Annotated in this window: 22 protein-coding genes; 16 read left to right on the forward strand and 6 right to left on the reverse strand. The window is 72.3% G+C overall.

The features are described from left to right. Positions 1-11: 11 nt before the first annotated feature. Entirely contained in the window at positions 12-800 is a 789-nt protein-coding gene (locus AOM46_RS24195; protein WP_234313947.1) for an SGNH/GDSL hydrolase family protein, read from the reverse strand. A 590-nt stretch (positions 801-1,390) separates the two neighbouring features. Between AOM46_RS24195 and AOM46_RS24200 the strand changes: the two genes are divergently transcribed. Further along, positions 1,391-3,208: a BCCT family transporter gene (locus tag AOM46_RS24200; RefSeq protein ID WP_078857141.1), complete on the forward strand. Its 1,818-nt coding sequence runs from the start codon at positions 1,391-1,393 to the stop codon at positions 3,206-3,208. Positions 3,209-3,293: 85 nt separating this feature from the next. Here the strand turns inward: AOM46_RS24200 and AOM46_RS24205 are convergent, their stop codons facing one another. After that, entirely contained in the window at positions 3,294-4,946 is a 1,653-nt protein-coding gene (locus AOM46_RS24205; RefSeq protein WP_062214929.1) for an FAD-binding dehydrogenase, read from the reverse strand. Between the two features lie 134 nt (positions 4,947-5,080). On the opposite strand from AOM46_RS24205, the gene AOM46_RS24210 reads away from it, so the two are divergent. The 6 genes from AOM46_RS24210 to AOM46_RS24235 all read left to right on the forward strand — a co-directional run bounded on the left by AOM46_RS24210 (position 5,081) and on the right by AOM46_RS24235 (position 10,193). Continuing rightward, on the forward strand, positions 5,081-5,470 hold the full coding sequence (locus AOM46_RS24210) for a YidH family protein (protein WP_062214931.1): 390 nt from the start codon (positions 5,081-5,083) through the stop codon (positions 5,468-5,470). 47 nt (positions 5,471-5,517) lie between these two features. Next, entirely contained in the window at positions 5,518-5,796 is a 279-nt protein-coding gene (locus tag AOM46_RS24215) for a hypothetical protein (protein WP_062215236.1), read from the forward strand. A 42-nt stretch (positions 5,797-5,838) separates the two neighbouring features. Continuing rightward, complete coding sequence (locus AOM46_RS24220) at positions 5,839-6,300, forward strand: MaoC family dehydratase (RefSeq protein WP_062214934.1); 462 nt, start codon at positions 5,839-5,841, stop codon at positions 6,298-6,300. 312 nt (positions 6,301-6,612) lie between these two features. Then, a complete protein-coding gene (locus tag AOM46_RS24225) occupies positions 6,613-7,920 on the forward strand; it encodes a hypothetical protein (protein ID WP_062214936.1) in 1,308 nt (435 codons plus the stop codon). Positions 7,921-7,998: 78 nt separating this feature from the next. Then, positions 7,999-9,363, forward strand: a complete 1,365-nt coding sequence (gene hmgA, locus AOM46_RS24230) for a homogentisate 1,2-dioxygenase (protein WP_062214938.1) — start codon at positions 7,999-8,001, stop codon at positions 9,361-9,363. 35 nt (positions 9,364-9,398) lie between these two features. Continuing rightward, complete coding sequence (locus AOM46_RS24235; protein WP_062214940.1) at positions 9,399-10,193, forward strand: GntR family transcriptional regulator; 795 nt, start codon at positions 9,399-9,401, stop codon at positions 10,191-10,193. Positions 10,194-10,402: 209 nt separating this feature from the next. Here the strand turns inward: AOM46_RS24235 and AOM46_RS24240 are convergent, their stop codons facing one another. Further along, the gene (locus tag AOM46_RS24240) at positions 10,403-10,672 is read right to left on the reverse strand and encodes a hypothetical protein (RefSeq protein WP_062214944.1); all 270 of its coding nucleotides are present in this window, start codon (positions 10,670-10,672) and stop codon (positions 10,403-10,405) included. Positions 10,673-11,455: 783 nt separating this feature from the next. Between AOM46_RS24240 and AOM46_RS24245 the strand changes: the two genes are divergently transcribed. The 3 genes from AOM46_RS24245 to AOM46_RS24255 all read left to right on the forward strand — a co-directional run bounded on the left by AOM46_RS24245 (position 11,456) and on the right by AOM46_RS24255 (position 13,896). Continuing rightward, positions 11,456-11,659: a cold-shock protein gene (locus tag AOM46_RS24245; RefSeq protein WP_062214946.1), complete on the forward strand. Its 204-nt coding sequence runs from the start codon at positions 11,456-11,458 to the stop codon at positions 11,657-11,659. Positions 11,660-11,976: 317 nt separating this feature from the next. Next, complete coding sequence (locus tag AOM46_RS24250; protein ID WP_067226520.1) at positions 11,977-13,560, forward strand: DEAD/DEAH box helicase; 1,584 nt, start codon at positions 11,977-11,979, stop codon at positions 13,558-13,560. Positions 13,561-13,638: 78 nt separating this feature from the next. Further along, a complete protein-coding gene (locus AOM46_RS24255) occupies positions 13,639-13,896 on the forward strand; it encodes an SCO5918 family protein (RefSeq protein WP_062214948.1) in 258 nt (85 codons plus the stop codon). 82 nt (positions 13,897-13,978) lie between these two features. On the opposite strand, the gene AOM46_RS24260 is transcribed toward AOM46_RS24255, so the two are convergent. Continuing rightward, positions 13,979-14,410 (reverse strand): ATP-binding protein, encoded by a 432-nt coding sequence (locus AOM46_RS24260; protein ID WP_078857143.1) that lies wholly within the window; start codon positions 14,408-14,410, stop codon positions 13,979-13,981. 187 nt (positions 14,411-14,597) lie between these two features. Here AOM46_RS24260 and AOM46_RS24265 point away from each other — a divergent pair, with 187 nt between their 5' ends. Then, complete coding sequence (locus AOM46_RS24265; protein WP_062214952.1) at positions 14,598-15,287, forward strand: response regulator transcription factor; 690 nt, start codon at positions 14,598-14,600, stop codon at positions 15,285-15,287. A gap of 6 nt (positions 15,288-15,293) precedes the next feature. Continuing rightward, a complete protein-coding gene (locus AOM46_RS24270) occupies positions 15,294-16,676 on the forward strand; it encodes a HAMP domain-containing sensor histidine kinase (RefSeq protein WP_062214954.1) in 1,383 nt (460 codons plus the stop codon). A 202-nt stretch (positions 16,677-16,878) separates the two neighbouring features. Here AOM46_RS24270 and AOM46_RS24275 read toward each other — a convergent pair whose 3' ends face one another. Beyond that, entirely contained in the window at positions 16,879-17,775 is an 897-nt protein-coding gene (locus AOM46_RS24275) for a TAXI family TRAP transporter solute-binding subunit (protein WP_234313948.1), read from the reverse strand. 136 nt (positions 17,776-17,911) lie between these two features. Between AOM46_RS24275 and dctA the strand changes: the two genes are divergently transcribed. Continuing rightward, entirely contained in the window at positions 17,912-19,363 is a 1,452-nt protein-coding gene (gene dctA / locus AOM46_RS24280; protein ID WP_107080161.1) for a C4-dicarboxylate transporter DctA, read from the forward strand. A gap of 63 nt (positions 19,364-19,426) precedes the next feature. Here the strand turns inward: dctA and AOM46_RS24285 are convergent, their stop codons facing one another. Further along, positions 19,427-20,317 carry a helix-turn-helix domain-containing protein gene (locus AOM46_RS24285; protein WP_062214958.1) on the reverse strand — a complete coding sequence of 297 codons (891 nt, stop codon included), beginning with the start codon at positions 20,315-20,317 and terminating at the stop codon, positions 19,427-19,429. Here AOM46_RS24285 and eccCb point away from each other — a divergent pair. The 3 genes from eccCb to AOM46_RS32500 all read left to right on the forward strand — a co-directional run bounded on the left by eccCb (position 20,247) and on the right by AOM46_RS32500 (position 24,572). Further along, positions 20,247-21,458: a type VII secretion protein EccCb gene (gene eccCb, locus AOM46_RS24290; protein ID WP_267887826.1), complete on the forward strand. Its 1,212-nt coding sequence runs from the start codon at positions 20,247-20,249 to the stop codon at positions 21,456-21,458. The genes AOM46_RS24285 and eccCb overlap by 71 nt on opposite strands. Next, positions 21,455-22,867 carry a type VII secretion integral membrane protein EccD gene (eccD, locus tag AOM46_RS24295; protein WP_062214962.1) on the forward strand — a complete coding sequence of 471 codons (1,413 nt, stop codon included), beginning with the start codon at positions 21,455-21,457 and terminating at the stop codon, positions 22,865-22,867. The genes eccCb and eccD overlap by 4 nt, the downstream gene beginning before the upstream one ends. Before the next feature lie 127 nt (positions 22,868-22,994). Continuing rightward, positions 22,995-24,572, forward strand: a complete 1,578-nt coding sequence (locus AOM46_RS32500; RefSeq protein ID WP_158920615.1) for a S8 family serine peptidase — start codon at positions 22,995-22,997, stop codon at positions 24,570-24,572. Positions 24,573-24,579: the final 7 nt, after the last annotated feature.

The raw sequence follows: 24,579 nt of genomic DNA on the forward strand, positions 1-24,579 counted from the left end.
CTCGGTCGGCGTCAGTCGTTGGCGTTGAGCACCGGGAAGTACCCGTTGGCGTGGCCCCGAGCGGTCGGGTGGTACGCCTCCCAGAGCGGCAGCGCCAGATCGTGCAGCCAGTTGTCGCCGGAGCACAGCTCATGTCCGTTGAAGGCGGCGGCCACATTGCCGTAGGTGAACCCGTGCGCCGAGGCCCGCGCCGAGATCACGGAGTTCAGCAGATCGGCGGCCTGGTTGATGGCGGTGCGCTTGGTCTGGCTCAGGCCCAGGCACAGCCCGGTGGGCTGGGTGTAGAAGCGCGGGTACCCGAGCACCACGACATGGGCGTTGGGCGCCCTGGTCTTGATGGCGTTGTACACGGTGTTCAGCCGGGCCGGCAGGGTGTTGCTGACAAAGGTGCGAGCGGTCGCGATCCGGTTCAGGCAGGTGGCGTCGCTGCTCGTCACGCAGGTGGTCATCACGTCGGCGAAGCCGGCGTCGTTACCGCCGATGGTGATGGTCACCAGGCCGGTCGACGAGTTGAGCGCGTTGACCTGGGAGCCGGTCACATCGCTGGTCACGGCGCCCGAGCAGGCCTGGAAGGAGAAGGACGAGGGGTTGTTCGCCTGGGCCCAGAGGGACGGGTAGGCGTTGTTGCTGCGGTGACAGGTGGAGTCGATGTAGCTGCCCGCCCCGTTGCCCGAGGAGTACGAGTCTCCGAGGGCCACATAGGCGGGAGCCGCGGCCTGCGCCGGCCCCGCGCCGATCAGGCCGAGCACAATCCCGAAGATGAGCACGGCAACGGCGGACAGGCGTCTGGTCAGTCTCACGGAACCTCCATGGGGGGTCGCTGTGGCACTGTTTGTACCAAGCAACGCGCGTTGATGGAAGTGCCCATGTCAATAGCCGGCAGTTTCTGGCGATCCGTTCACGCCACTGATCACTGCGCGTCGCGAACTGATCAACCAACGGTCTCCTACCGCCCGTTGCCCCCGACCGGGCACGCTCGCCGGCATGGGCGAGCGACGCGGGGCGGGTCCGGGGGAGGCGGCGGCGGTCGGGGACCGGCGCGTGTTCCGGCAGAAGAGTGAACCGGGCGCCGGCGTCGGTCGGCAGCCGCGTCGTCCACCGGGCCGCAACACCGCCACGCCAAGGGCGACATCCGCGGACACACCAGCCGGAGAAGGCGTTCCCCCACCCCGAAATAAAGGGCTTCCGTCGCCTCGCACGCTACTTTTTGCGATGACTCGCGAATGCCCGGCGAAAGCCCGGGAACCACCCGCGAACGACTTACCCACGACTTGCCGACGACTTGCCAAAACACCGTCACCGAACGCCGTGGCCAGGAGGTACCGGCTGGATAACCTTCGCGCACGGCGGTGCGGACCTCGGACAACCGCCCCCGCCCACCCACGGGGAAATGACCAAGAAAGACAGGCGGAATCGCGTGCCAGGCGACCAGAACCCACCGACGTCGGAAGAGCCCGTACGGGCGGCTTTCCAAAAGCCACGAACGGATTCCGTGGTGTTCGGCGTATCCGCCGCCGCGACTCTTGCCTTTGTCATCTGGGGAGCCGTCGCCACGGACTCGCTGTCCGACGTCTCAAGTGATCTGCTGAACCGCATCATCAAGAACGCGGGCTGGGGATTCGTCCTCGCCGCGTCCGGTTTCGTGGTGTTCGCGCTGTGGCTGGCGATCAGCCGCTACGGCCGGATCACCCTGGGCAAGGAGGGCGAGTCCCCCGAGTTCAGAACCGTTTCCTGGGTGGCGATGATGTTCAGCGCCGGCATGGGCATCGGGCTGATGTTCTGGGGCGTGGCGGAGCCGCTCGCCCACTACACCGCCGCTCCCCCCGGAACGTCGCCCGACGATTCGGGCGAGGCCATGGCCACCGCCATGGCGACCACGCTCTTCCACTGGACCCTGCATCCCTGGGCGATCTATGCCGTCGTCGGCATGGCCATCGCGTACAGCGCCTACCGGCGCGGACGCCGACAGACCATCAGCGCCGTCTTCACCCCGCTGATCGGCGCCCGGCGCGCCAACAGCGGCGCCGGCAAGGTCATCGACATCCTGGCCATCGTCGCCACCCTCTTCGGCTCGGCCGCCTCGCTGGGCCTCGGCGCCCTCCAGATCGGCAGCGGCATGGAGGAACTGGACTGGATGGAGAACGTCGGCAACGGTCTGCTGGTGGCGATCATCGCCTTCCTGACCGCGGCGTTCGTGCTCTCCGCCGTCTCCGGTGTGGCCAAGGGCATCCAGTGGCTCTCCAACATCAACATGGTGCTGGCCGCCGTGCTGGCGCTGTTCGTCTTCGTCGCCGGGCCTACCGTGCTGATCCTCGATCTGATCCCCACCTCGGTCGGCTCGTTCGTCGACCAGCTGCCCCGGATGGCGGCGCGCACCGATGTCAGCGGCGGCGAGGACGTGGCCGGTTGGCTCTCCGGTTGGACGGTCTTCTACTGGGCGTGGTGGATCTCCTGGACGCCCTTCGTCGGCATGTTCATCGCCCGGATCAGCCGGGGCCGCACCATCCGGCAGTTCGTCGGCGGGGTGATTCTGGTGCCCAGCGCGGTCAGTCTGGTCTGGTTCGTCATCTTCGGCGGCACCGGGATGCGGGAACAGGAGAAGGGCGTCGACATCGCCGGCGAGTCGACCACCGAGGGGCAGCTGTTCTCGGTGCTGGCGGAGTATCCGCTCGTCACCCTGACGTCGTTGCTGGTGATGGTCCTGGTGGGCATCTTCTTCGTCTCGGGCGCCGACGCGGCCTCCGTCGTGATGGGCACCCTGTCGCAGAACGGCTCGCAGGAGCCGCACCGGCTGGTGGTGATCTTCTGGGGCGCGCTCACCGGCGCGGTGGCCGCGATCATGCTGCTGGTCGGCAGCGGCGAGGGGGATTCGGGCTCCGAGGAGAATCCGGCGCTCGAAGGGCTGCAGAACCTGACGATTCTGGCGGCCGTTCCCTTCACCCTGGTGATGGTCGGGCTCTGCTTCGCGTTCATGCGCGATCTGCGGCGGGACTCGCTGGTGCTGCGCGAGCGCAAGGGCGAGGAGGTCGTCGAGATGGCCGTGATCGCCGGCAGCGAGAAGTACGCGGGCGACTTCGAGATCAGGATCGGCCCGGGCACGGCCGACCTCCCCGGCGCCCCGTCGAAGGACCGGCGGACCTCGGGGTCCGGTGGCACGGGGCCGGGTGACGCCGGATCGGGCGGCGGCGCGGGCCGCGACGCGGGCTGATCCCCGCGGCGCGGCCACGCGCCGGACCGGCCCCGGCACCCCGGGCCGTGCGGCCGCGCGGCCGCACGGCGGATCGGGGCCGAGGTCAGAGCGCCTGGGCGGCGGCGCGGCCGGCGGCCCGGCCGGAGAAGATGCAGCCGCCGAGGAAGGTGCCCTCCAGGGAGCGGTAGCCGTGCATGCCCCCGCCGCCGAAGCCGGCCGCCTCGCCCGCCGCGTACACCCCGGGCAGCGGTTCGCCGCCCTCGGTGAGCACCCGGCCGGAGAGGTCGGTCTCCAGACCGCCCAACGTCTTCCGGGTGAGCAGGTGCAGCCGCACCGCGATCAGCGGCCCGGCCTTGGGGTCCAGCAGGCGGTGCGGGGTGGCGATCCGGATCAGCCGGTCGCCGAGATAGCCACGGGCCCCGCGCAGCGCGGTGATCTGCAGGTCCTTGGTGAACCTGTTGCCGATCTCGCGGTCGCGGGCCTCGATCTGGCGGCGCAGCGCCGGCTCCTCGATCAGTTTCTCGCCGGCGACCGCGTTCATCCCCCTGACCAGGGCGCCGAGTTCGTGCTCCACGACGAAGTCGGCGCCGCGGTCGAGGAACGCCCGCACGGGCGCCGGCGCCCCGGAGCGGGCGCGGCCCAGGACCTGGCGCACGCTCTTGCCGGTGAGGTCCGGGTTCTGTTCGGACCCGGAGAGCGCGAACTCCTTCTCGACGATCTTTTGGGTGAGCACGAACCAGGTGTGGTCGTGTCCGGTGCGGCGGATGTGCTCCAGGGTGCCCAGGGTGTCGAACCCGGGGAAGAGCGGCACCGGGAGGCGCTGGCCGGTGGCGTCCAGCCAGAGCGAGGAGGGGCCGGGGAGGATGCGGATGCCGTGTCGGGCCCAGATCGGGTCCCAGTTGGTGATGCCCTCGGTGTAGTGCCACATCCGGTCGCGGTTGATCAGTCGGGCCCCGGCGCGTTCGGCGACGCCCAGCATCCGGCCGTCTACATGGGCGGGCACCCCGCTGAGCATGTGCTCCGGCGGCGGGCCGAGCCGCTGCGGCCAGGCGGCGCGCACCAGTTCCGGGTTGCCGCCGATGCCGCCCGAGGTGACGATGACCGCCTGGGCGCGCAGTTCGAACGCGCCGACCACCTCCCGGTTGCTGGCCACGCCCCGGCGGGCGGTGTCGTCGGCCAGGACTTCGCCGGTGACCGTGTCCACGGTGCCCTCGCCGCGCGCCAGTCCGCTGACCCGATGGCGGAACCGCAGGTCGACGAGGCCGCGTTCGACGGCCTGCCGCACCCGGCGTTCGAACGGGGCGACCACGCCCGGCCCGGTGCCCCAGGTGACATGGAAGCGCGGCACCGAGTTGCCGTGCCCGACCGCGTCATAGCCGCCGCGCTCCGCCCAGCCGACGGCGGGAAAGAACCTGACGCCCTGGGCGCGCAGCCAGGAGCGCTTCTCGCCGGCCGCGAAGTCGACATAGGCCTCGGCCCAGCGGCGGGGCCAGTGGTCCTCGCGACGGTCGAAGCCGGCCGTGCCCAGCCAGTCCTGCCAGGCCAACTCGTGGCTGTCGCGCACCCGCAGCCGACGCTGCTCGGGAGAGTTCACCAGGAAGAGGCCGCCGAAGGACCAGTGCGCCTGGCCGCCCAACGACGCCTCGGGTTCCTGGTCGAGCACGATGACCTTGCGGCCGGCGTCGGCCACCTCGGCGGCGGCCACGAGGCCGGCCAGCCCGGCACCGATCACGATCACGTCGGCGTCATATGCCATCCCCACGGTCCTCCCAGTCGGTAGACAGCGATCCTCGGTGGGCCGGGACGCCTCGTCAACCGCGATCACACGCTCACCGCCGGGCCGGCCGGGATCGCCCGGGAGCGGTGGGGGCGCGCCCTAGGCTCGGCGGCATGATCGGACGAGCGCGCGACACGGTGCGTGGATGGTTCTCGCCGCAGCGGCTGCGGGAGGAGGGGCGCACCCCGGACTTTCGGTTCTCGCTTGCCAATGAGCGAACCTTTTTGGCCTGGTTGCGCACCGCGCTCGCCCTGCTTGCGGGTGGGATCGCTGTGCAGCAGTTCCTGACCGAGATCCCCCATGGCTTCCGCACCGTGGTGGCGCTGCTGTTGCTGGCGGGTGGCGCGCTGTGCGCGGTGCGGGGGGTGAACCACTGGGTGCGGACGGAGCGGGCGATAAGGCGCGGTGACGATCTTCCGTTGAGCCGCTTCCCGGCGTTTCTCGCCCTCGGTACGGTGCTCACCGCCCTGCTGGTGATCGGGGCCCTGCTGTGGCCGAGGTAGGCCGGGCCGGGGCGCCGGCGGCGGACGGGCAGGAGGAGCGGACCAGGATGGCCTGGCGACGGACCACGCTGGCCTTCGTGTTGACGCTGGCGCTGGCCGGGCGCGGTCTGCTGACGGCGGACGGCGGACTGCTCGTCGGCGGGGTGACGGTGTCCGTCGGCGCCCTGGTGTGGGCGGCGTTCCTGGCGTTGGCGCAGCGCCGGATGGTGACGTTGGCGCGGGGCGAGGGCGCCCGGGTGGGGTCGCGCACCGTGCTGCTGGCGGCTGCCTCGGTGGTGGTACTGGCGTCGCTGGCCGCGCTGTTGACGCTGGCGTCGGCCGGCTGACGGGCCGGTCGCCCGCGTGCTACTCGCGAGTATCCTGGGCGCATGGCTGAACCACGGATCTTCGCCTCCCCCGACGAGTTGGCCGACGCGGTGGGCGCGCGCCTCGGCGTGAGCGACTGGCTGCTGATCGATCAGGAACGGATCGATCAGTTCGCCGACGCCACCGGTGATCACCAATGGATTCACACCGATCCTGAGCGCGCGGCGACCGGTCCCTTTCAGGGCACGATCGCTCATGGCTATCTGACTTTGGCCCTGTTGCCCCGGCTGACCCCCGAGGTGCTGCGGGTGGAGGGGGCGCGGTTGGCCGTGAACTACGGGCTGAACCGGGTCCGGTTCCCCGCCCCCGTGCCGGTGGGCTCCCGGGTGCGGGCCACCGCCTCCGTGCTGGACGCCCAGGCCGTCACGGGCGGCTGGCAGTTGACGCTCGCGGTGACGGTGGAGCGGGAGGGCGGGGAGAAGCCGGTCTGCGTCGCTGAGACCGTCACCCGTTATCTGGTCTGAGCCCCCGCCGCGTCCGCCGCCCTCGTGGGGGGCCCGAAGGGACGGTGGCCCCGGGCCGGGGAACGGAGTTGGCCGCCGGCGCCGCGGGGTTCGAGCCGCCGGCTCGGGGGTGCCGGGGCGGCGGGAAGACGGCGGCGTAGATGTTCGGATCGTTCATGCCCTCACGGTCAACGACGCTGACCCCGCACGCCACTTGCGTGTGACCGAATGCCAGAAAAGCAACTCGATAGTGTGATCGGGAGGCAGGCGCCCCGCGTCGTGTGCCTCCGTGCGCCCTGGCGACTCGCGCCCCCACCGTGAGACCACTGAGGCATGACGAAGCGGCAGGTGCCGAACCACCGACTGCGCGCCTTGTTGACCGAGGCGGGATGGACGCAGGAGGCGCTGGCGCGTTCCGTGAACATCCTGGGTGCCGAGATCGGCTCCGCCCTGCGCTACGACCGCACGGCGGTGGCGCACTGGCTCTCCGGCACACAGCCCCGACACCCCGTTCCCCAGCTGGCCGCCGAGGCGTTGTCCCGTCGCATCGGGCGCGCGATCACCCCCGAGGCGGCGGGCTTTGTCGACACCCCGAGCGAGGCCGGCCCCGTCGACCCGGTCACCGGCTTCACCGCGCTGTGCCGCTCGGACGCGGACGCCACCCGCCGGGTGCCGCTGCACCAGCGTCCCTACCGGGTCGCCGACGCGGTGGCGCCCGGCGGGCCGCCGACCGCGCAGCAGCTCAGGGGGTTGGGGCAGCGCACGGAGGACACCAAGGCCCTGCACGACGCGGTGGAGTTCTTCGCCGCCTCCATCGACTCGCACGGCGGACGGCACGCCCGCAGCGCGCTCTCGGCCTATCTCGCCGACGACGTGGTGCCGTTGCTCGGCGCCCGGCTGCCGGCCAGGACCCGGGCCGAACTCCTGGTCCTCGCCAGCCGGCTGGCCTTTCTGCTGGCCCGGATGTACGAGGACGGGCTGCTCCACGGCGTGGCACAGCGGTACTACGGCTATGCCCAACGGTTGGCCGGCGAGTCCGGCGACCGCACCTCCTGGAGCGTTGTCCTGCGGGCGATGAGCGCCCAGGCCCAGCGGCTGGGGCATCTGCCCTCGGCGCTCCAGCTCGCCGAGGCGGCGCAGCAGGGGGCGCGGAGCGCGCCGGCAGCCCATCAGGCCTATGTGCAGATCCAGTTGGCCGTGGTGCTGGCGCGCGGTGGGGACCGCAGGGAGTGCCTGGGGGCGCTCAACCGGGCGGAGCGCTCCGCCGAGCGCGCGGCCGGCACCGGCGCGCCGTTCGACAGCTATCCGTCGGCGGCGCTGCACTTCCAGCTGGCTTCGGTGCTGGAGGCGCTGGGCGATCTGCCGGGCGCGCTGGGCGCGCTGCGCCGCTCCTCGCTGGAGCGGTCGGCGGCCGATCTGCGCGGTCGGACGCTGACCCAGGCCAGATTCGGCCAACTCCTGCTGAAGGCGGGGCACCTCGACGAGGCGTGCGTGGCCTGGGGAAACTTCCTCGACGGCCGCGAGCGACTGCGCTCGGGCGACGCCGAGCAGGCGCTCAGGGACATGCGCCAGGCGCTGCACCCCTACCGCAACCGCAAGCAGACGGCCGAGTTGTTGGGGCGGACGCCGTCGGGTCGTTGACTTGCCCCTCCGCCCTTCCTACGGTTTCTACCGTCAATTCCTCAGCATCATCACAGGAATCAGCGGCGGGAGTGTGGGATGAACGGCGACGAGGCGGCCGGGAGGTCAGCGGTCACCGACGGTGAGTCGGCGAACGGCGAGCCGCGCTATCTGTCCGGCTTCGGCAACGAACACAGCAGCGAGGCGGTGCCGGGCGCGCTGCCGCTGGGGCGCAACTCCCCCCAGCGCGCGCCGCTGGGGCTCTACGCGGAACAGCTCAGCGGCACCGCCTTCACCGAGCCGAGGGCGCACAACCGGCGCTCCTGGCTGTATCGGATCCGCCCATCGGCGGCCCATCCGCCGCTGCGCCGGATCGCCCACGGCACGCTGCGCGGCGCCCCGTTCGACGAGGTCGAGCCCGACCCCAACCGGATGCGCTGGGATCCGCTGCCGGACCCGCCGGCCGGCACCGACTTCGTCGCCGGCCTGTGGACCCTCGGCGGCAACGGCGACATTCGGCAGCGGACCGGGCTGTCCATCCATCTCTTCGCCGCCAACACCTCTATGGCCGACCGGGTCTTCGGCGACTCGGACGGCGAGCTGCTGCTGGTGCCCGAACGCGGCACGCTGCGGCTGCGCACCGAGTTCGGCGTGCTGGTGGCCGGGCCGGGGCAGGTGGCGCTGATCCCCCGTGGGGTGCGCTTCCGCGTCGAGCTGCCGGACGGGCCGGCCAGGGGCTATGTCTGCGAGAACCACGGCCAGCCGTTCACCCTCCCGGAGTTGGGCCCGATCGGGGCCAACGGGCTGGCCAACCCGAGGGACTTCCTGGCGCCGACCGCCGCGTTCGAGGAGGACGGCGGCCCCGTCGAGGTGGTCGACAAGTTCTGCGGCCGGCTGTGGGCGTCCGAACGGGACCACACCCCGCTGGACGTGGTCGCCTGGCACGGCAACCATCTTCCGTATCTGTACGACCTTCGACGGTTCAATGTGCTGGGTTCGATCAGCTATGACCACCCCGATCCGTCGATCTTCACCGTGCTCACCTCGCCGTCCGAGATCCCCGGGCAGGCCAACGCCGACTTCGTGGTCTTCGCGCCCCGCTGGCTGGTGGGCGAGGACACCTTCCGGCCGCCGTACTTCCACCGCAATGTGATGACCGAGTACATGGGGCTGATCGAGGGCGCCTATGACGCCAAAGCGGAAGGATTCCGCCCGGGGGGTGGCTCCCTGCACAACATGATGTCCGCCCACGGTCCGGATCGGACCACCTTCGACCGGGCGAGCACGGCGGAGCTCCGTCCCGAACGCATCGACCAGGGGCTCGCGTTCATGTTCGAGACCCGCTGGCCGGTGACCCTCGCGGCACAGGCCGCGGACGCGCCCCATCGACAGCGCGCCTACGACGATGTGTGGCAGGGTCTTGGGCGGAACTTCCCCGAGAGCGACAGCACCGCCGACTCCTGACCACCCGCAGATCCACCCGACTGGGAGCCAACCCCGTGACCGTCTTCGCCCCCGACTCCCTTGAGCTCAACCGCAAGCTCCCCCTGTGGTACCAGGTGTCCCAGTCGTTACGCGCCTCGATACTCGGCCGGCCGCCGGGCTCGCCCTCCCGGCTGCCCACGGAGGAGCGGCTGGCCGAGCACTACGGGGTGAGCGTGCTGACCATGCGCCAGGCGCTCAAGGAACTGGAGGACGAGGGGCTGATCAGCCGGCACCGGCGACGCGGCACCTTTATCGAGCCACCGGCCCAACGCGGGGCGCCGGTCCGGCTGTTCGGCTCCCTGGACAGCATCGTGGCCCAGCAGTCGGGCGAGCACAGCACCCTGCTGGAGGTCGCCCCGAGGGCGATCCCGGTGCCGGCCGAGGTCGCCGAGCACTTCCCCGGGGTGGCCGAGGTGGTGCGCTTCCGCCGGCTGCGCCGCGACCGGCCGGACGGGGAGCCGGTCAACTGGGTGGAGAACCTGATCCATCCCGAGGTGGCCGACCGGATCGACCCGGCCGCGCTGGAACGCTGGCCCATGACCAGGGTGTTGCGGGATGTCGCCGGGGTGCGGGTGCGGCGGATCGACAACACGGCCCAGGCCCGCCTCGCCGACCCCGTCACCGCCCGCCTGCTCGAAGTGCCGCTGCTCAGCCCGATCCTGCACATCACGGGGGTGGAGTACGACGAGAGCGAACGGGTCGTCGACGTGGCGCTGATGCACTACCGGGGGGACCGGTTCTCCTTCGCCGTCACCGTGCGGGCCACCCCCGAGGGGGACGACGGGGGCGCGGCGACAACCGGGCCCTGAGCGCGGGCGACCCCGCGCCACGGGGCGGGAAACGGGTGCGCCGACGAGCACGGGTGGGAGCTCGTCGGCGAGGAAACGCGAACCGTGGTGCGACGCGGGGGGAACGGTGCGGGCGAACGGTGGAGGACGGGAGCGCTGGGACCGGGAGCGCCGTCACACCGGGGAGAGGGTGGGTGTTGCCGCCGGGCGGGGCCCGGCGGCAACAACGATCAGCCGCGCCCGCCGAACAGCGTGCGGCGCAGGCGCCGCAGCGGTGCGAAGAGCAGGACCCGAGCCGTGCGGTTGGTCCTGGTCGGGCTCTTGTGATCCCGCCTGGTCAGCTCACGCATCAGGGTGGTGGCCTCCTCGGCCTCCACCGCCGGCACCGCGGGACCGGAGAGCACACTCAGATGCCGGTCGAGGCGCGCGCTGTTGGCGGCGCTCCCGCAGTTGATCGCAGGCACTCGTGGCGGCCTGCCGTGCGCTGTTATCTGCTCCATGACTCTCCCACCCGTACAGCGGCACCCGGTCCGGGCAGGGTAACCCTAACGCCCCACAAGGACACGTGGGTATCCCGGTCCCACGATCAGCTTTCCCGCTACGGGGTTGACGAACACGCCCACCTCACGTGCCGACCGGAAACTCCACGCTGGCACTGTCACAACTGCCACAGGCACCTCTTGCACACCATCAGTACCACCATCATGGCATCCACCCGTCGGGACCAACGCTCGGCGGACCCTCCGTTCACCCCCGGTACACCCCCTGTACCCATGTGCCCCCGGCGCCTCCCGACTCCGACGCCGCCGCCCCCGGGCTCCACCGCCCCGCCGCGCCCCCCTGCCGCCCGGCCGGCCACGGCGGCCGGGCGCCGCGCCACCGGTCCACCCGACGGAGGTCGGCGGCGCCGGATGCCCACCGCCCTGACCTGGGCCGTCATCGATCCCATAGCAGCTGTTCCGCGATAAGTCCATTTTCGGGAATCCGGACGTGACGGACGACCCGCCGAATCGCAGCCGGCGGACGGGGAAATGAGGTCGGGGCGGCGTGCGGATCGCACCGCCCCGGAAACAGGCCATGATGCCGCTCCGGCGCCCCCGTGCTACCGTCGATCTCAGTTGCAGTTGTGGTTCCCAAGACTTCGAGTACTCTCACTGATTCACCAGAACGGCGAGAATTACTTTGTATTTCCCGGGTCTGTATACCGGGCGGGGCAATCATCGCGGCGACACGGAATCCACACAGTGTGGGTTACGTAACTGCCCCGAGAAGGAGAGCAAGACATGGCTACTGGCACCGTCAAGTGGTTCAACGCGGAAAAGGGCTTCGGCTTCATCGAGCAGGAGGGTGGCGGCGCCGACGTCTTCGCCCACTACTCGAACATCGCCACCCAGGGCTTCCGCGAGCTCCACGAGGGCCAGAAGGTGACCTTCGACGTCACCCAGGGCCAGAAGGGCCCGCAGGCGGAGAACATCGTTCCTGCCTGAGCAGCCCTCCCGTACCACATCGGCTGGGGCCCCACACCTTTCGAGGCGGGGGCCCCAGCTCCGGGTTTTCCCCAACATCGCGCACGTTCCAACCGTGCTTCACCCCCGGGCACCCGGCGCCGCGGGCGCCGTGGCAGCGACCGGGCTTCCCCCGAATTCCTGTCCTTCCCGCTCAGTGAATTCCCAGGCGACCACGGGGCCGCTTCGCGCCTCCCCGTCCTCGCCCCCGTCTCTCCGCCGGTCCGTTCTTGCGATTCTTCGGGTGACATGGGTCACCAGGAATTCCTCGATACGCACCGCATCGAGGAAGGTTCCCCATGAACCGCTCAGTCCAGGCCGGTCACCGTCCCCGCACGGGGCCGGGCGCCGGAAAACGCCGGGACGGTCTCGGCTCGCCGGCCCAGCGCGGCAAGGGCCCGCGCGGCGGCTCCGGTGGTGGCTCCGGCGGCAAGAGCCGTCGTCCCGCCGCTCCGCCCGGTGAGTTCGCGCTCCCCGAGACCATCTCTCCCCCGCTTCCCCCCGTCGAGTCCTTCGACCAGCTGGAGCTGCCCGCCCCGCTGCTCGCCGCCCTCGGCGTCGAAGGGGTGTCGATACCGTTCCCCATCCAGGCGGCGACGCTGCCCAACGCGCTGGCCGGCCGCGACGTGCTGGGCCGGGGGCGCACCGGATCGGGCAAGACCCTCGCCTTCGGCCTCGCCCTGCTGGCGCGGACCGCCGGCCAGCGGGCCGAGCCGCGCCGACCGCTGGCGCTGGTCCTGGTCCCCACCCGCGAGCTGGCCCAGCAGGTCACCGAGGCGCTGACCCCGTACGCCAGGGCCCTGCGGCTGCGGATGACGACCGTCATCGGCGGGGTCTCCATCCGCCGCCAGACCAACGCGCTGCGCGACGGCGCGGAGATCGTGGTGGCCACCCCCGGTCGACTGAACGACCTGGTCACCCGGGGTGACTGCACCCTGGAACGGGTCGCCATCACGGTGCTGGACGAGGCCGACCAGATGACCGACATGGGCTTTCTGCCGCAGGTCACCGCGCTGATGACGCAGGTGACCCCGGACGGCCAACGGATGCTGTTCTCGGCGACCCTGGACCGCAACGTGGACCGGCTGGTCCGGCGGTTCCTGCGCGACCCCGTGGTCCACTCGGTCGATCCCTCGGCCGGCGCGGTGAGCACGATGGAGCACCATCTGCTGTATGTCCCGGACACCGACAAGCGGGCGACGGCCACCGAGATCGCGGCCCGCGACGGCCGGGTGATCATGTTCCTGGACACCAGGCGGGCGGTCGACCGGCTCGCCAAGCATCTGGCGCTCAACGGCGTGCGCGCCGCCGCCCTGCACGGCAGCAAGTCGCAGGCACAGCGCACCCGCACCCTGGACTGGTTCCGGAGCGGGCATGTCACCGTGCTGCTGGCCACCAATGTGGCGGCCCGCGGTCTGCATGTGGACGATCTGGACCTGGTCGTCAACGTGGATCCGCCGGGGGACCACAAGGACTATCTGCACCGGGGCGGCCGGACCGCGCGCGCCGGTGCCTCGGGCCGGGTGGTGACGCTGGTACTGCCGGAGCAGCGGCGTGAGATCCACCGGCTGATGGACCATGCCGGTATCACCCCGCAGGTCGCCCATGTCCGTTCGGGCAGCGACGAGTTGCGGCGCGTCACCGGCGCGCAGGCACCCTCCGGGGTGCCGGTGACCCTGGAGGCGCCCGCCACCAAGCCCGTCGCCAAGAGCACCGCCAACCCCGCGGCCAAGAACACCGCCCGGGGGGCCGCCGCGCGCGGCTCCGGCTCGGCGCCCGGGGGCGGGCAGCGGCGCGGCCGCCGCCCCGGCGGGCGGCGTTCCGGCTCGACCCCGCGCCAGGGGGGCGGCGGCACGCGCCGCGCCCCCGGGGCGGAATCCTGAGAGTCCCCTCCTTCACCCTCCTCGCCCCACTCCCCCGGGACCGCCGATCGGCGTCCCCATCACCCCAGTTGAGGCCCTATGCGTTGCATCATCGCCCGCTTTCCCTTCGACCTGGTCAAGAGTGAGGTCGAGCATCTGATGAAGGGCGTCAAGCCCGAGCCCGTCACCGGGGAGTCGGTGACCATCGGCCGTCGCGAGTACCCGGTCATGCAGGTCGGCCAGGTGATCACCAAGCAGGACCGCCGGGACTTCTCCGCGCGAGAGGTGACCCGGGCGCTCAACAAGCTGGGCTTCACCTGCCGCACCACGAGCGACAGCCTCGGCATCCCCGGCTGAGACCGGCCGAGTCCGGCCGAGTCCGCCGCAGGGTCACCGCGCCGCCCGCCCCGCCCTTGACCGGGCGGGGCGGGCGTTCGCGTCAGTCGTCGCCCGGAGCGCGCCGCAGAACGGCGGCGATCGTCTTCCCCTTCGGATGGCAGCGGACGCTCACCTCGGCGGCGAGGGAGCGCACCAGCGGCCAGCCGAAGCCTCCGCAGCGCAGCACGTCCGGCCCCCGGGCCTTCGGCGGTCGGGGCTCGCCGTCGCTGACCGCGACCCGCACCGCCTCCGGGGTCGCGGAGAGTTCGAGCAGATAGCGCCCGCCGCCATGGCGCAGCGCGTTGGTGACCAACTCGGAGACGACCAGCAGCAGGGCGTCCACCGCGTCGCGCGGCGGCGCCGGGGTCAGTCGCGCGCAGAAGGCGCGGGTGAGATCGCGTGCGTTCCGTACCTCGGCCATCGAGGTCCCGGCCACGCTGGCGACGGGGGGCGCGACCCCGTCCGACCTGTTCATGATCCCTGTGCCATGCATATGTCCACACCTCGGTTCGTGTCGGTGGTTGCCACCTCCCTGAGAGCGAGCGTTCCCGATATGCGGCTTTCTAGGCGCACTTCGACGATTCCGGGGCCGCGCCGGGCGGCCGGGCGTCCGGGCGGAGCGGCGGGCCCGTGGGGCCCGCGACCGGTACACATCGGACGTACTGATCTAGGCTGGGGACATGCGCGCCCTCATCGTGGAGAACGACGACAAGGTGGCGCGCGCGCTGCGCCGGACCCTGCAGGCCGAGCGGTTCGAGGTGGAGCGGGTCGGCACGGTGCGGGGCGCGGTGAGCGCGATCGGCCATTCGGAGTTCGATATCGCGCTGGTCGATCTGGGCCTGGACGACGGGGACGGCGTCGAGGTGATCAGGGCGCTGCGCGACTACGCGTCGACCGGCATCATCGCGGTGACCGCGCGCAGCGAGGAGACGCACCGGGTGCGCGGGCTGCGCGCGGGCGCGGACGACTACCTGGTCAAGCCGTTCGGGGTGGCCGAGCTGCTGGCCCGGATCGAGGCCGTCAGCCGACGGCTGCGGGTGGTGCGGAGCGTGCCGTCGGTGCACGGCACCGTCGCCCACGGCGAGCTGGTGATCGACCGGGACCAGCACCGGGTGTCGCACCGGGGCAGCCCGCTGCCGTTGACCCGCAAGGAGTTCGACCTCTTTCTCATACTGGTCCGCAATGTCGGGGTGGTGGTCGAGCGGGACCACATCCTGGACCAGGTCTGGCGCTCCACCCAGGAGGGCAGCAGCCGCTCCCTGGACACCCATATGGCCTCGCTGCGCGCCAAGCTCGGCACGGCGGCGCGCATCCGCACCGTGCGGGGCATCGGCTACCGGCTGGAGCCCTCCGAGCGATCGGGCGGGTAGCCGTCGATGCGCCGACGGATCGTCGTCGCCCTGCTGCCCGTGCTCGCCCTGCTGATCGCCGGCGTGGGGATCAGCTATGCCGTGGTGGTGACCGAGCGGCTGACGCAGGAGGTACAGATCGACCGGGGCGGGGACGCGGTGCGGTTCGCCAGCCTGACCGATGCCGCGATCGGCTCCGGCGACCTGGCCCGGCTGAAGACGGAACTCGACGCCTACCAGGCGCTGTTCGACTCCCCGGTGTGGGTGCTCGGCCTGGACGGCAGCCTGGTGCACGATCCCGGCGTGCCGGTGCCCACCGGGGCGGATGTCGACCAGAACATCCAGCAGGCGTTCGCCGGCAGCCGCACGACGGAGAACCCGGTGGTGTGGCCGTGGTCCCCGGGGCCGCTGCGGGTGGTGGAGCCGGTGGGCCGGGACTCGCAGGTGACGGCCGTGGTGGTGCTGGAGGCGCCGACGGACGGGCTGCGACGGGCCACCCTGCGGCAGTGGGGGGTGGGAGCGGCGCTGTTGCTGCTCCCGGTGACCGCCCTGGTCGCGGGTCTCTGGCCGCTCACCCGGTGGATCCTGCGGCCGGTGCGGGATCTGGAGCGGATCGCGGCCGATGTGCGCGGCGGGGACCTCAACGCGCGGGCCGAGGTGGAGCACGGCCCTTCGGAGCTGCGCGGGCTCGCCTCGTCGTTCAACGCCATGGTGGACACGGTGCAGCGGTCCCTTGAGCGGCAGCGGGCCTTTGTCGCCGACGCCGCCCACCAGCTGCGGAACCCGCTCGCCAGCCTGCGGCTCTCGGTGGAGAACCTGCGCCCCTGGCTGCGCGAGCCGGCGGCGCGGGAGGCCGGCGACGAGGCGGTCTCCGAGGCCGTGGAGATGGGCGAGATGTTCGAGGCGATGCTGGCGGCCACCGCCGTCTCCGGGGCCGAGCGGGTGCGGGACCGGGAGGCATGGACGCTCACCCAGGTGTTCGACGTCGGCCGGCCGCACTGGGAGCGGGCCGTGCGGGAGCACGGGTTGACGCTTGAGGTGGCCGAGCCGGAGCGGGGCCTGGTGCTGCGCCAGCCGCCGGGCGGCCTGGTCGCCGTGCTGGACGAGCTGGTGGAGAACGCCGCCCGGCTCTCGGACGGCTCGACGGTGCGGGTGGGCTGGTCGGTGGACCCGGACCGGTCGCTGGGCGCGGTCTGGGTCGCCGACGACGGGGTGGGCCTGACGGCGGAGGAACGGAGCGCGGCCAGAGGCAGGTTCTGGCGGGCCCAGCGCCATCAGAACGCGCCGGGCACCGGGCTCGGCCTGGCGATCGTCCACGATGTCGTCGAGGACGTCGGCGGGGAGGTGCGGCTGGAGGCGGCCGAGCCGCGCGGACTTCGCGTGCTGGTCCGCCTTCCGGTGGTCCGCTGACCCCCTCGGGGGGAGGTGCGCAGGACGGGCCGGGCGTGCTGTCCCTGGCCGCGCCGGTGGCAGCCGGGCCGGTCACGTGAACGGGGCGGGGCGTCCCGGTGCGGTGCGGACGGCGAACGGCCCGGCGGCCGGGGCACCTCCGGGACGGAGTCCGACGGAGCCCGGGCCCCCGGAGATCCGCCGCCGGCGTCACGTCCCCGCCTCACGGCTTGGCGTCGCGGAACCAATCGGCCGCGCCGGGGTGGAGGGCGATGGGAGCGGTGGCGGCGGCCGTGCGGGGGTTGATCTGGTGGGCCTCGGGACGGGTGCGGGCCAGCCGGTGGGCCTCGTCGATCGTCGTCCCGGTCAGCCGCCTGGCGAGGTCGAAGGGGAAGTCGGGGCGCACCGCGATCAGGGTGGGGACGGCCACGGTGTCGGTGGTCTCGACGCCCGGGTAGACCGTGTTGGAGATCGTCACCGAAAGGTACTCGCCGGGGTGCGCCTGCTGCAGGGCGTGGGCCTCGACGCCCAGATCGACGAAGCGCATCTCCGGACCGTTCTCCAGCAGCCAGGAGATCGCCGGGGTGGGCATCGCGGTGAGCGACATCACGGCATCCACCTCGTCGTCCAACAGCGCCTGTGCGGCGCTCTGTTGGCCGTAGTCGCGGGTTTCGACCTCCACCCCGGCCGCCCGGAACAGGCGCTCGGCGGTGTAGCGGGTGCCGGAGCCCGGCAGCCCGACGGCGACCCGGCGGCCCGGCAGGTCCGAGAGCGCGCGCACCCCGTTGTCCCGCAGCGTCACCAGATGGACCACGGAGTCGAAGATGCGCAGCAACGCGACCACGTCGGCGCCGTGCGGGCGCAGCACGTCGACGTTGGCATAGGCCAGGTCGACCTCGTCGCCGAGGAGCAGCCGGGTGTTGTCGACGGATGCCTCGGTGGGCAGGGTCCGCACCACGGGGCGGTCGAGCGCGTCGTTCCACAGCTCGGCGAGCGCGGCGCCCGATTCGCGGTAGGTCGCGCCCTCGGGCCCGGTGGCCAGGGTGAGTTGGGCGATATCGAGATCAGGGGCGCGGTCGCAGGCGGTGGCCGCGCCGATACCGAGGGCGGCGGCCAGCACCGTCCGTCTCCTGGGGCCCCGTCCACGCAATGTCAGATCAACCTTAAATTTTAACCGGCGTCATTGCTGTTACACGCCGTTAAGCCTCACCTTGCTGTGATCTCGACCATAACAAGTCACAGGGATGGGGACGCCCATGACGAATGAGCCGGCGCCGCAGGCGCCCACGGCGAAGAAGAAAAAGCTCTACCACCACCTGTATTTCTGGGTGTTGCTCGGCATCAGCGTCGGCATCGTCATCGGGCTGGTGGCCCCCGGTGTCGGTGCCGACATGAAGTGGCTGGCCGACCTCTTCGTCAAGCTGGTCAAGGTCGTGATCGCGCCGACCATCTTCGCCACCGTGGTGGTGGGCATCGCCGGAATGGGCAATCTGGCCCGTGCGGGTGGGCTGGCCTTCAAGACCGTTCTGTACTTCAACATCACCACCGTGTTCGCGCTGGGCATCGGCCTGGTGGTGGTGAACGTCCTCACGCCGGGCGGCGGCCTCGACTACGACATCGAGTCCTTCGACACCTCGGCCGCGGATGCCGCCATCGCCTCGGCCGGCGAGGTGGACCAGGGCGGGATCACCGGCTTTGTGCTCGATCTGGTGCCGACGTCCTTCGCCAGCGCCTTCGTGGACGGCAAGCTGCTCCAGGTGCTGCTGCTGGCGATCCTGGTGGCGATCGCGCTGAGCATGCTGGGCAGCAGGGCCGAGCCCGTGGTGCAGTCGCTGGACACCTTCGCCAAAATCATGTTCGGCGTGATCAAGCTGGTGATGTGGGTGGCCCCGCTGGGCGCGATGGGCGGCATCGCGTTCACCATCGGTGAGCACGGCAGCGCGATCCTCGGCTCGTTGGCCTCGTTCATGCTGTCCTTCTGGCTGACCTGCCTGCTCTTCATCTTCCTGGTGCTCGGCCCGATCTGTTACGCGGCCGGCTTCAGCCTGCTGAAGTACATCCGCTACATCAAGGACGAGTTGCTGATCGTGCTCGGCACCTCGTCGTCCGAGACGGTGCTGCCCCGGATGATGGGCAAGATGGAGGCGGCGGGTACGCCCAAGCACGTCGTGGGCATGACGATTCCGACCGGGTACTCGTTCAACCTGGACGGCACCGCGATCTATATGTCGATGGGCGCGCTCTTCATCGCCCAGGCGTTCGGCATCGATGTGCCGATCGCGACGCAGATCGGCCTGCTGGCCTTCATGCTGATCTCCTCCAACGGCGCCGCCGGGGTCTCGGGCGCCGGCCTGGTCACCCTGGCCGCCTCGCTGACCGCCTTCGACTCGGTGATCCCGGTCGCCGGCATCGCGCTGATCGTCGGCATCGACCGCTTCATGAGCGAGGGCCGCGCGCTGACCAACCTGACCGGCAACGGCCTGGGCACGCTGGTGATCGCCCGGTGGACCGGCGATCTGGACCGCGAGCGGCTCGCCTATGTGCTCGACAACCCGGGCACGGTCGACGTGGACGAGTGGATGAAGGACGAGGCGCCGCCGACGGTGGACCCGTCCGCCGAGTCCGAGGAGGACGGCCCGTCCGACGAGGGTCCGTCCGCCGAAGGGGACGAGGAGCAGACCAGGGTCACGGTCGCCAAGCAGCGTTAGCCGGCGCCGTCCGACGCAACGCCCGCGCCCCGAAGCGGCCTTCCGCTCCGGGGCGCGGGCGCGTCACGTCACGTCAGGGGTGTGGCCGGTCCGCAGCGCCTGCTCCCGGTAGTCGCGGGGCGGCACGCCATAGGCCGCCCGGAAGGCGCGGGTGAAGTCGGCCGGCCGGCTGAACCCGTGCTGGCGCGCGATCGTGGCGATCGTCAGCTGGGCCAACAGCGGGTCCCCCAGCGCCAGTCGGGCCCGCTGGAGACGTTGCTCCCTGATGAAGGCCCCCACGGTGGTCCCGTTCTGCTGGAACAACCGGTGCAACGAACGTGGCGACACATGGTGGGCCGCGGCGATCGTCGCCGGCGTCAGATCGTCCTCGTGCAGATGTCGCTGGACGAACTCGTGGACGCGCAGGGTGAGGATCCGCTGCCGCTCCGCCGGCGGCAGCGGCCGGTCGAGGTGATGGGTGAGCAGGGCCGCCACCAGATCGACGGCGGCGGTGCCGAGCGAGTGGGTGTGCGCCGGGCGGTACATCGCGTAGTCGTCCACCAGATGGGTCAGCAGCTGGGCGAGCAACGCGGCCAGCCCCGTGGGGGCGTTGAACCACAGGGCGGCCGAATGGGCGTCGGGCCGCACGGAGTCCGGCAGCAACGACCGGGGGATGAGCAGATCCTGCAACGCGAAGGTGCCGCTCTCGCCCACCAGCCGGTTCTGGAAGGGGTAGGAACTGCTCATCAGCAGCAGATCGCCGGGCCCGACGACAAACCGGCTGTCCCCCCGGCTGACCTCGGCCCGCCCCCGCCTGGGCATCGCCAGATAGACCACCTCGGGGTCGTCCTGCCGGATCAGCCTGGGCGTTCTGGCCGAGGACAGCGGTGGGCACTCGAAGGACGTGCCCCACACCGCCCCCAGTTCGAGCAGACGGAGGCTGGCGTCGAAGTCCTCCGGCCGGTCGATCTGCATCTCGCAGCAGAGCTATCCGGAGCTGGAGGAGGTGCTGATGGCGGAGGCCGCGCGGATGCTGACCTATGGCATCCATCTGGTCGTCACCGGCAACCGCTGGCTCGACATGCGGATGGCGCTGCGCGATCTGCTGGGCACCAAGGTGGAGTTGAAGCTGGGCGACGCGCTGGACTCCGAGGTGGACCGCAACGCGCAGCGCGCCATCCCGGCGGGCCGCCCCGGGCGCGGCGTGACCGACGGGGAGCTGCACTTCCTGACCGCCGTGCCCCGGGTGGACGGCGAACGTTCCGACGAGGGGCTGGCGGAGGCCGTGGCCGAGCTGGTGCGGAGCGTCGACGAGGCATGGCAGGGGCCGCGCCCGCCGGGGGTGCGGCTGCTGCCGACGGTGTGGAGCGCCCCGAAGGCGCCCGCGGAACGGGGCGGCGTGCTGATCGGCGTCGAGGGCAACCGGCTCGACCCGGTCGCGTTGACGCCGGGCGAGGAGGCGGGCCTGGTCGTCATCGGCGACACCGAGTCGGGCAAGACGTCGCTGCTGCGGTCCGTCGCCCACCAGGTGATCGGCTCCTATCCGCCGGAGCGGGCCAAGCTGATCGTCCTCGATCACCGGATGACGATGCTCAGGGAGTTCGAGGGGCCGCATCTGATGGGCTATTCGACCACCCTGGAGCGGTCCCTTGAGGTCGTCGGCGGGCTGGCCGAGGGGCTGCAGAAGCGGCTGCCGGGAACGGATGTGACGCCCGAGCAGCTGCGGGATCGCTCCTGGTGGACCGGGCCCGAGATCTATCTGCTGGTCGACGACTACGACCTGGTCGCCACCTCGCGCAGCAACCCGCTGGCCGCGCTGCTCGACCATCTGCCGCACGCGCGGGCGATGGGTCTGAACATCTTCCTCACCCGGCAGGCCGGCGGCGCCTCCCGGGCCGTGCTCGACCCGGTGCTCAGCCGGATGAAGGAGCTGAACTACCCCGTGGTGCTGCTCAGCGTGCCCACCGACGAGATGCCGATCTGGGGGATCAAACCGGACCGGCGCGCCAAGGGTCGCGGCGTGCTGCTGCACCGCCGCCTGGGCACCGTGCTGGTGCAACTGGCCCATGCCGACTCGCCGTTGGCGACCGCTTCGACGGGGGACGAACGGCGATGACCAGCAGTCTCGATCCGGATCCCGGGGTCCTGACCGATCCGGAGCCGGCGCCGGTGGAGTTCGTCAGGATCGGCCTGGCCTCGCCCGCCGGGCGCGCGGATCTGGCGGTGCCGGCCTCCGTGCCGCTGGCGCGGCTGCTGCCCATGCTGCTGCGGCACTCCGGCGAGGACCCGACGCCGGACGCGGGGCTGGGGCACGGCGGCTGGGTGCTGCGCCGCGCCGAGGGCACGGAGCTGGACGCCGCCGCCTCGCTCGGTCAACAGGGCGTCGAGGAGGGCGAGTTGCTTTTCCTCGGCCATGGCGTCGAGAGCGTCGTGCCGCCGGTGTACGACGACGTCGTGGAGGTCGTCGGCGAGCAGAGCGTGCGCGCGCCCTGGCCGACCTGGGCGACGCGCGCGGGCGCCGGGACGTTGGCGGCGCTGGCCGTGGCGACGGTCTCGGGGGCGCTGGCGGTGGCCCCGGGGCGGGCCGTGCCCGGTGGTCTCGGCCTGGCGACGGCGCTGCTGGCGCTGGCGGTCGGGGTGCTGATGTCCCGTGGGTTCGGCGATCTCAGGGCGGGCACGTTCGCCGGGGTGCTGGCCGCTCCGCCGGCGGCCGTGGGCGCGGCCGGGCTGCTGGGCGGGGACGGTCCGACGGCCGGCCGTCTGCTGCTCGGCTGCGCGGTGGTGGCCGTGGTCGGCGGGCTGGGTCCGGTGCTGATCGGCGGCGGGGACGGCACCTTCGCGGCGCTGGCCGTGGCGGGTCCGCTGGCCGCCGTCGGCGCGGCGGTGGCCGCGGTCGGGCGGAACGTCACCCCGGCGGAGGCGGCTGCGGTCGCCGCCCCGTTGGCGCTGGCGCTGACCGCGCTCTGGCCCTCGCTGGCGCTGCGGATCGCCCGGGTGCCGACGCCGCAGCTGGCCGCCACCTCGGAGGATCTGGACCGGCTGCCGGCGCAGCCGGCGCACGAGCGGCTGACGGAGCGGGTCGCGGCGGCCAGGCGGCTGTTGGGCGGGCTGCTGGTGGGCGGTCATCTGGTGGCGGTCGGGGGCACCCTGGTGCTGTTCGCCGCGACGGAGCTGTGGGCGGGGGTGCTGGGGGCGGTGCTCACCGCGTTGATGCTGCTGCGGACCCGGTTGTTCCGGGAGTCCTGGCAGGTGGCGACGGCGCTGGTGTCGGCCCTGGTCGCGGTGGCCGGCGCCGGGGCGTGGACGGTGGCGGACCGCGCCTCCCAGGGGCTGCCGCTGCTCGGTTTCGTGCTGCCCCTGGCGCTGGTGGCCGGCTGTGTGGCGCTGGCCGCCGGCCGGTACCGGGGCAACCCCAGGCTGGCGCGGACCCTCGACGCGCTGGAGACGTTGCTGCTGGTGTCGGTGGTGCCGCTGGTGCTCGCGGTCTGGGGCGTGTACGGCGCGCTGCTCGATCTGAAGGTCTGAGGGGTGTCCCGGATGCGTGGAGGGTCGAACGCCCCGGTCGCCACGGTGGCCGCTCTGCTGGTCGCGGTCGCCGGCCCGGTGGTGCTGCCGGGCGCGGCGGAGCGGGCGGCGGCGGCCGAGCCGTGCCGTGCCGGAGATACGCGGCGAGGAGCTGCCGGACGGCGCGGGGCGGTATCCGCTGATCGATCTGCTGGGCCTGCCCCAGGCGTGGGATCTGGCCAACGGCGAGGGCGTCACGGTCGCCGTGATCGACTCGGGCGTGGACGCCGACCACCCCGATCTGGCCGGATCGGTCGTGCACGGCAGCGAGTTCACGGCCGTCGCCGACGAGCGGGAGTTCGTGCGGACCGCCCCGCCGCCGGAGCAGGACTGTGTGGGCCATGGCACGGCGGTGGCCGGGATGGTCGCCGCCGGGCGCGGGGAGGGCGACCGGATGACCGGGGTGGCGCCCGACGCCACCGTCTATCCGGTGCGCATCGCCGACGGGGTGGACCAGGCCACCCCGGGGCTGCTCGCCGCCGCGATCGAGGACGCCGTGGCGGCGGGCGCCGGCGTGCTCAACCTGTCGTTCGCCCGCCCGCACGACGACGAGCCGGTGCGGGAGGCGATCGAGGCGGCGTTGGAAGCCGGTGTGGTGGTCGTCGCCGCCGCCGGCAACGAGGGCGGTCAGGGCCCGACGGGTGGCCGGATGTACCCGGCCGCCTACGACGGCGTCATCGCCGTCGGTCGCCTCCGCGACCGACTGGGAACGGCTGGTGTCCGGCCTGGGGGCCTCCGCTGTCGAACGGACGGTGGCCGCCGCCACGCTGACGCTGACGGACGGGACGCTGCGGGTCCGCGCCGGGGGGCGGCTGATCAGCGGCTTCGCCCAACAGCCGGTGGCCCGGAGCCATGCGCTGCGCTCGGCCGGTGTCACCGGACCGCCGGCCGAGGACCAGGCCGCCGGGCTGCTGGCCACCCTGCCCCTGGCCCATCCGGGCCGTCCGCTGGACGAGGCCATCGGCTTTGTCCCCGCCGCTCCGCTGGAGGGCACCGCCCGATGACGACTCCCGACACCGACTGGGCGGACGCGCTCCGTCCGTCCTTCCGACTCACCCCGCGCGGGGTCGGGATCCGGCTGGGCACCGACCTGGCGGGCGGGCTGGTGAACCTGCCGGCGCCGGGGCCGGCGGGGTGCCGGATCGCGGTGTTCGGCGAATCGCTGTTCGGCCGGCTGATCGCGCTGCGCCTGCTGGCCGTCGGCGCCCGGGTCACCGCGACGACCCGGGTGCCCGAGCAGTGGGGTGGCCTGCTCGCCGCGGCCGACGACCGGCTGCGGCTCGCCGCCAGCGGCGACCCCTGGCCCCGCCACCCGCCGGCCCCGCCCACGGTCGCGGGCGGCCCGCAGGCGCTGGTCACCGACCGGAGCGCCGCCCCGCCGGCCGCGCTGGCCGACGGGCCCTGGCGCACCGTCGTCCATGTGACCCGTTCGGCGCCGCGCCGCGCCGCGTTCTGGCACCGCCCCGATGTCCTTCTCGCGTTGGACGCCACGCACGCCCGGCAGGTGGGCCAGGTCCTGGGCGCGGAGGCCGCCGCCCGCACCGCGCGGCTGGTGTCGGGCGAGATCGCCCTCTTCCGCCCCGACGGCGGGCAGACGCTGCGCGTCGACATCTCCCCCGCCGAGACGGCCCTGCTGACCCCACCCCGACAAGCGGCGGACCAGTAGACCCGGC

Source organism: Streptomyces sp. NBRC 109706 (assembly GCF_000974485.1).
In the GTDB taxonomy this organism is placed as follows: Bacteria; Actinomycetota; Actinomycetes; order Streptomycetales; family Streptomycetaceae; genus Streptomyces.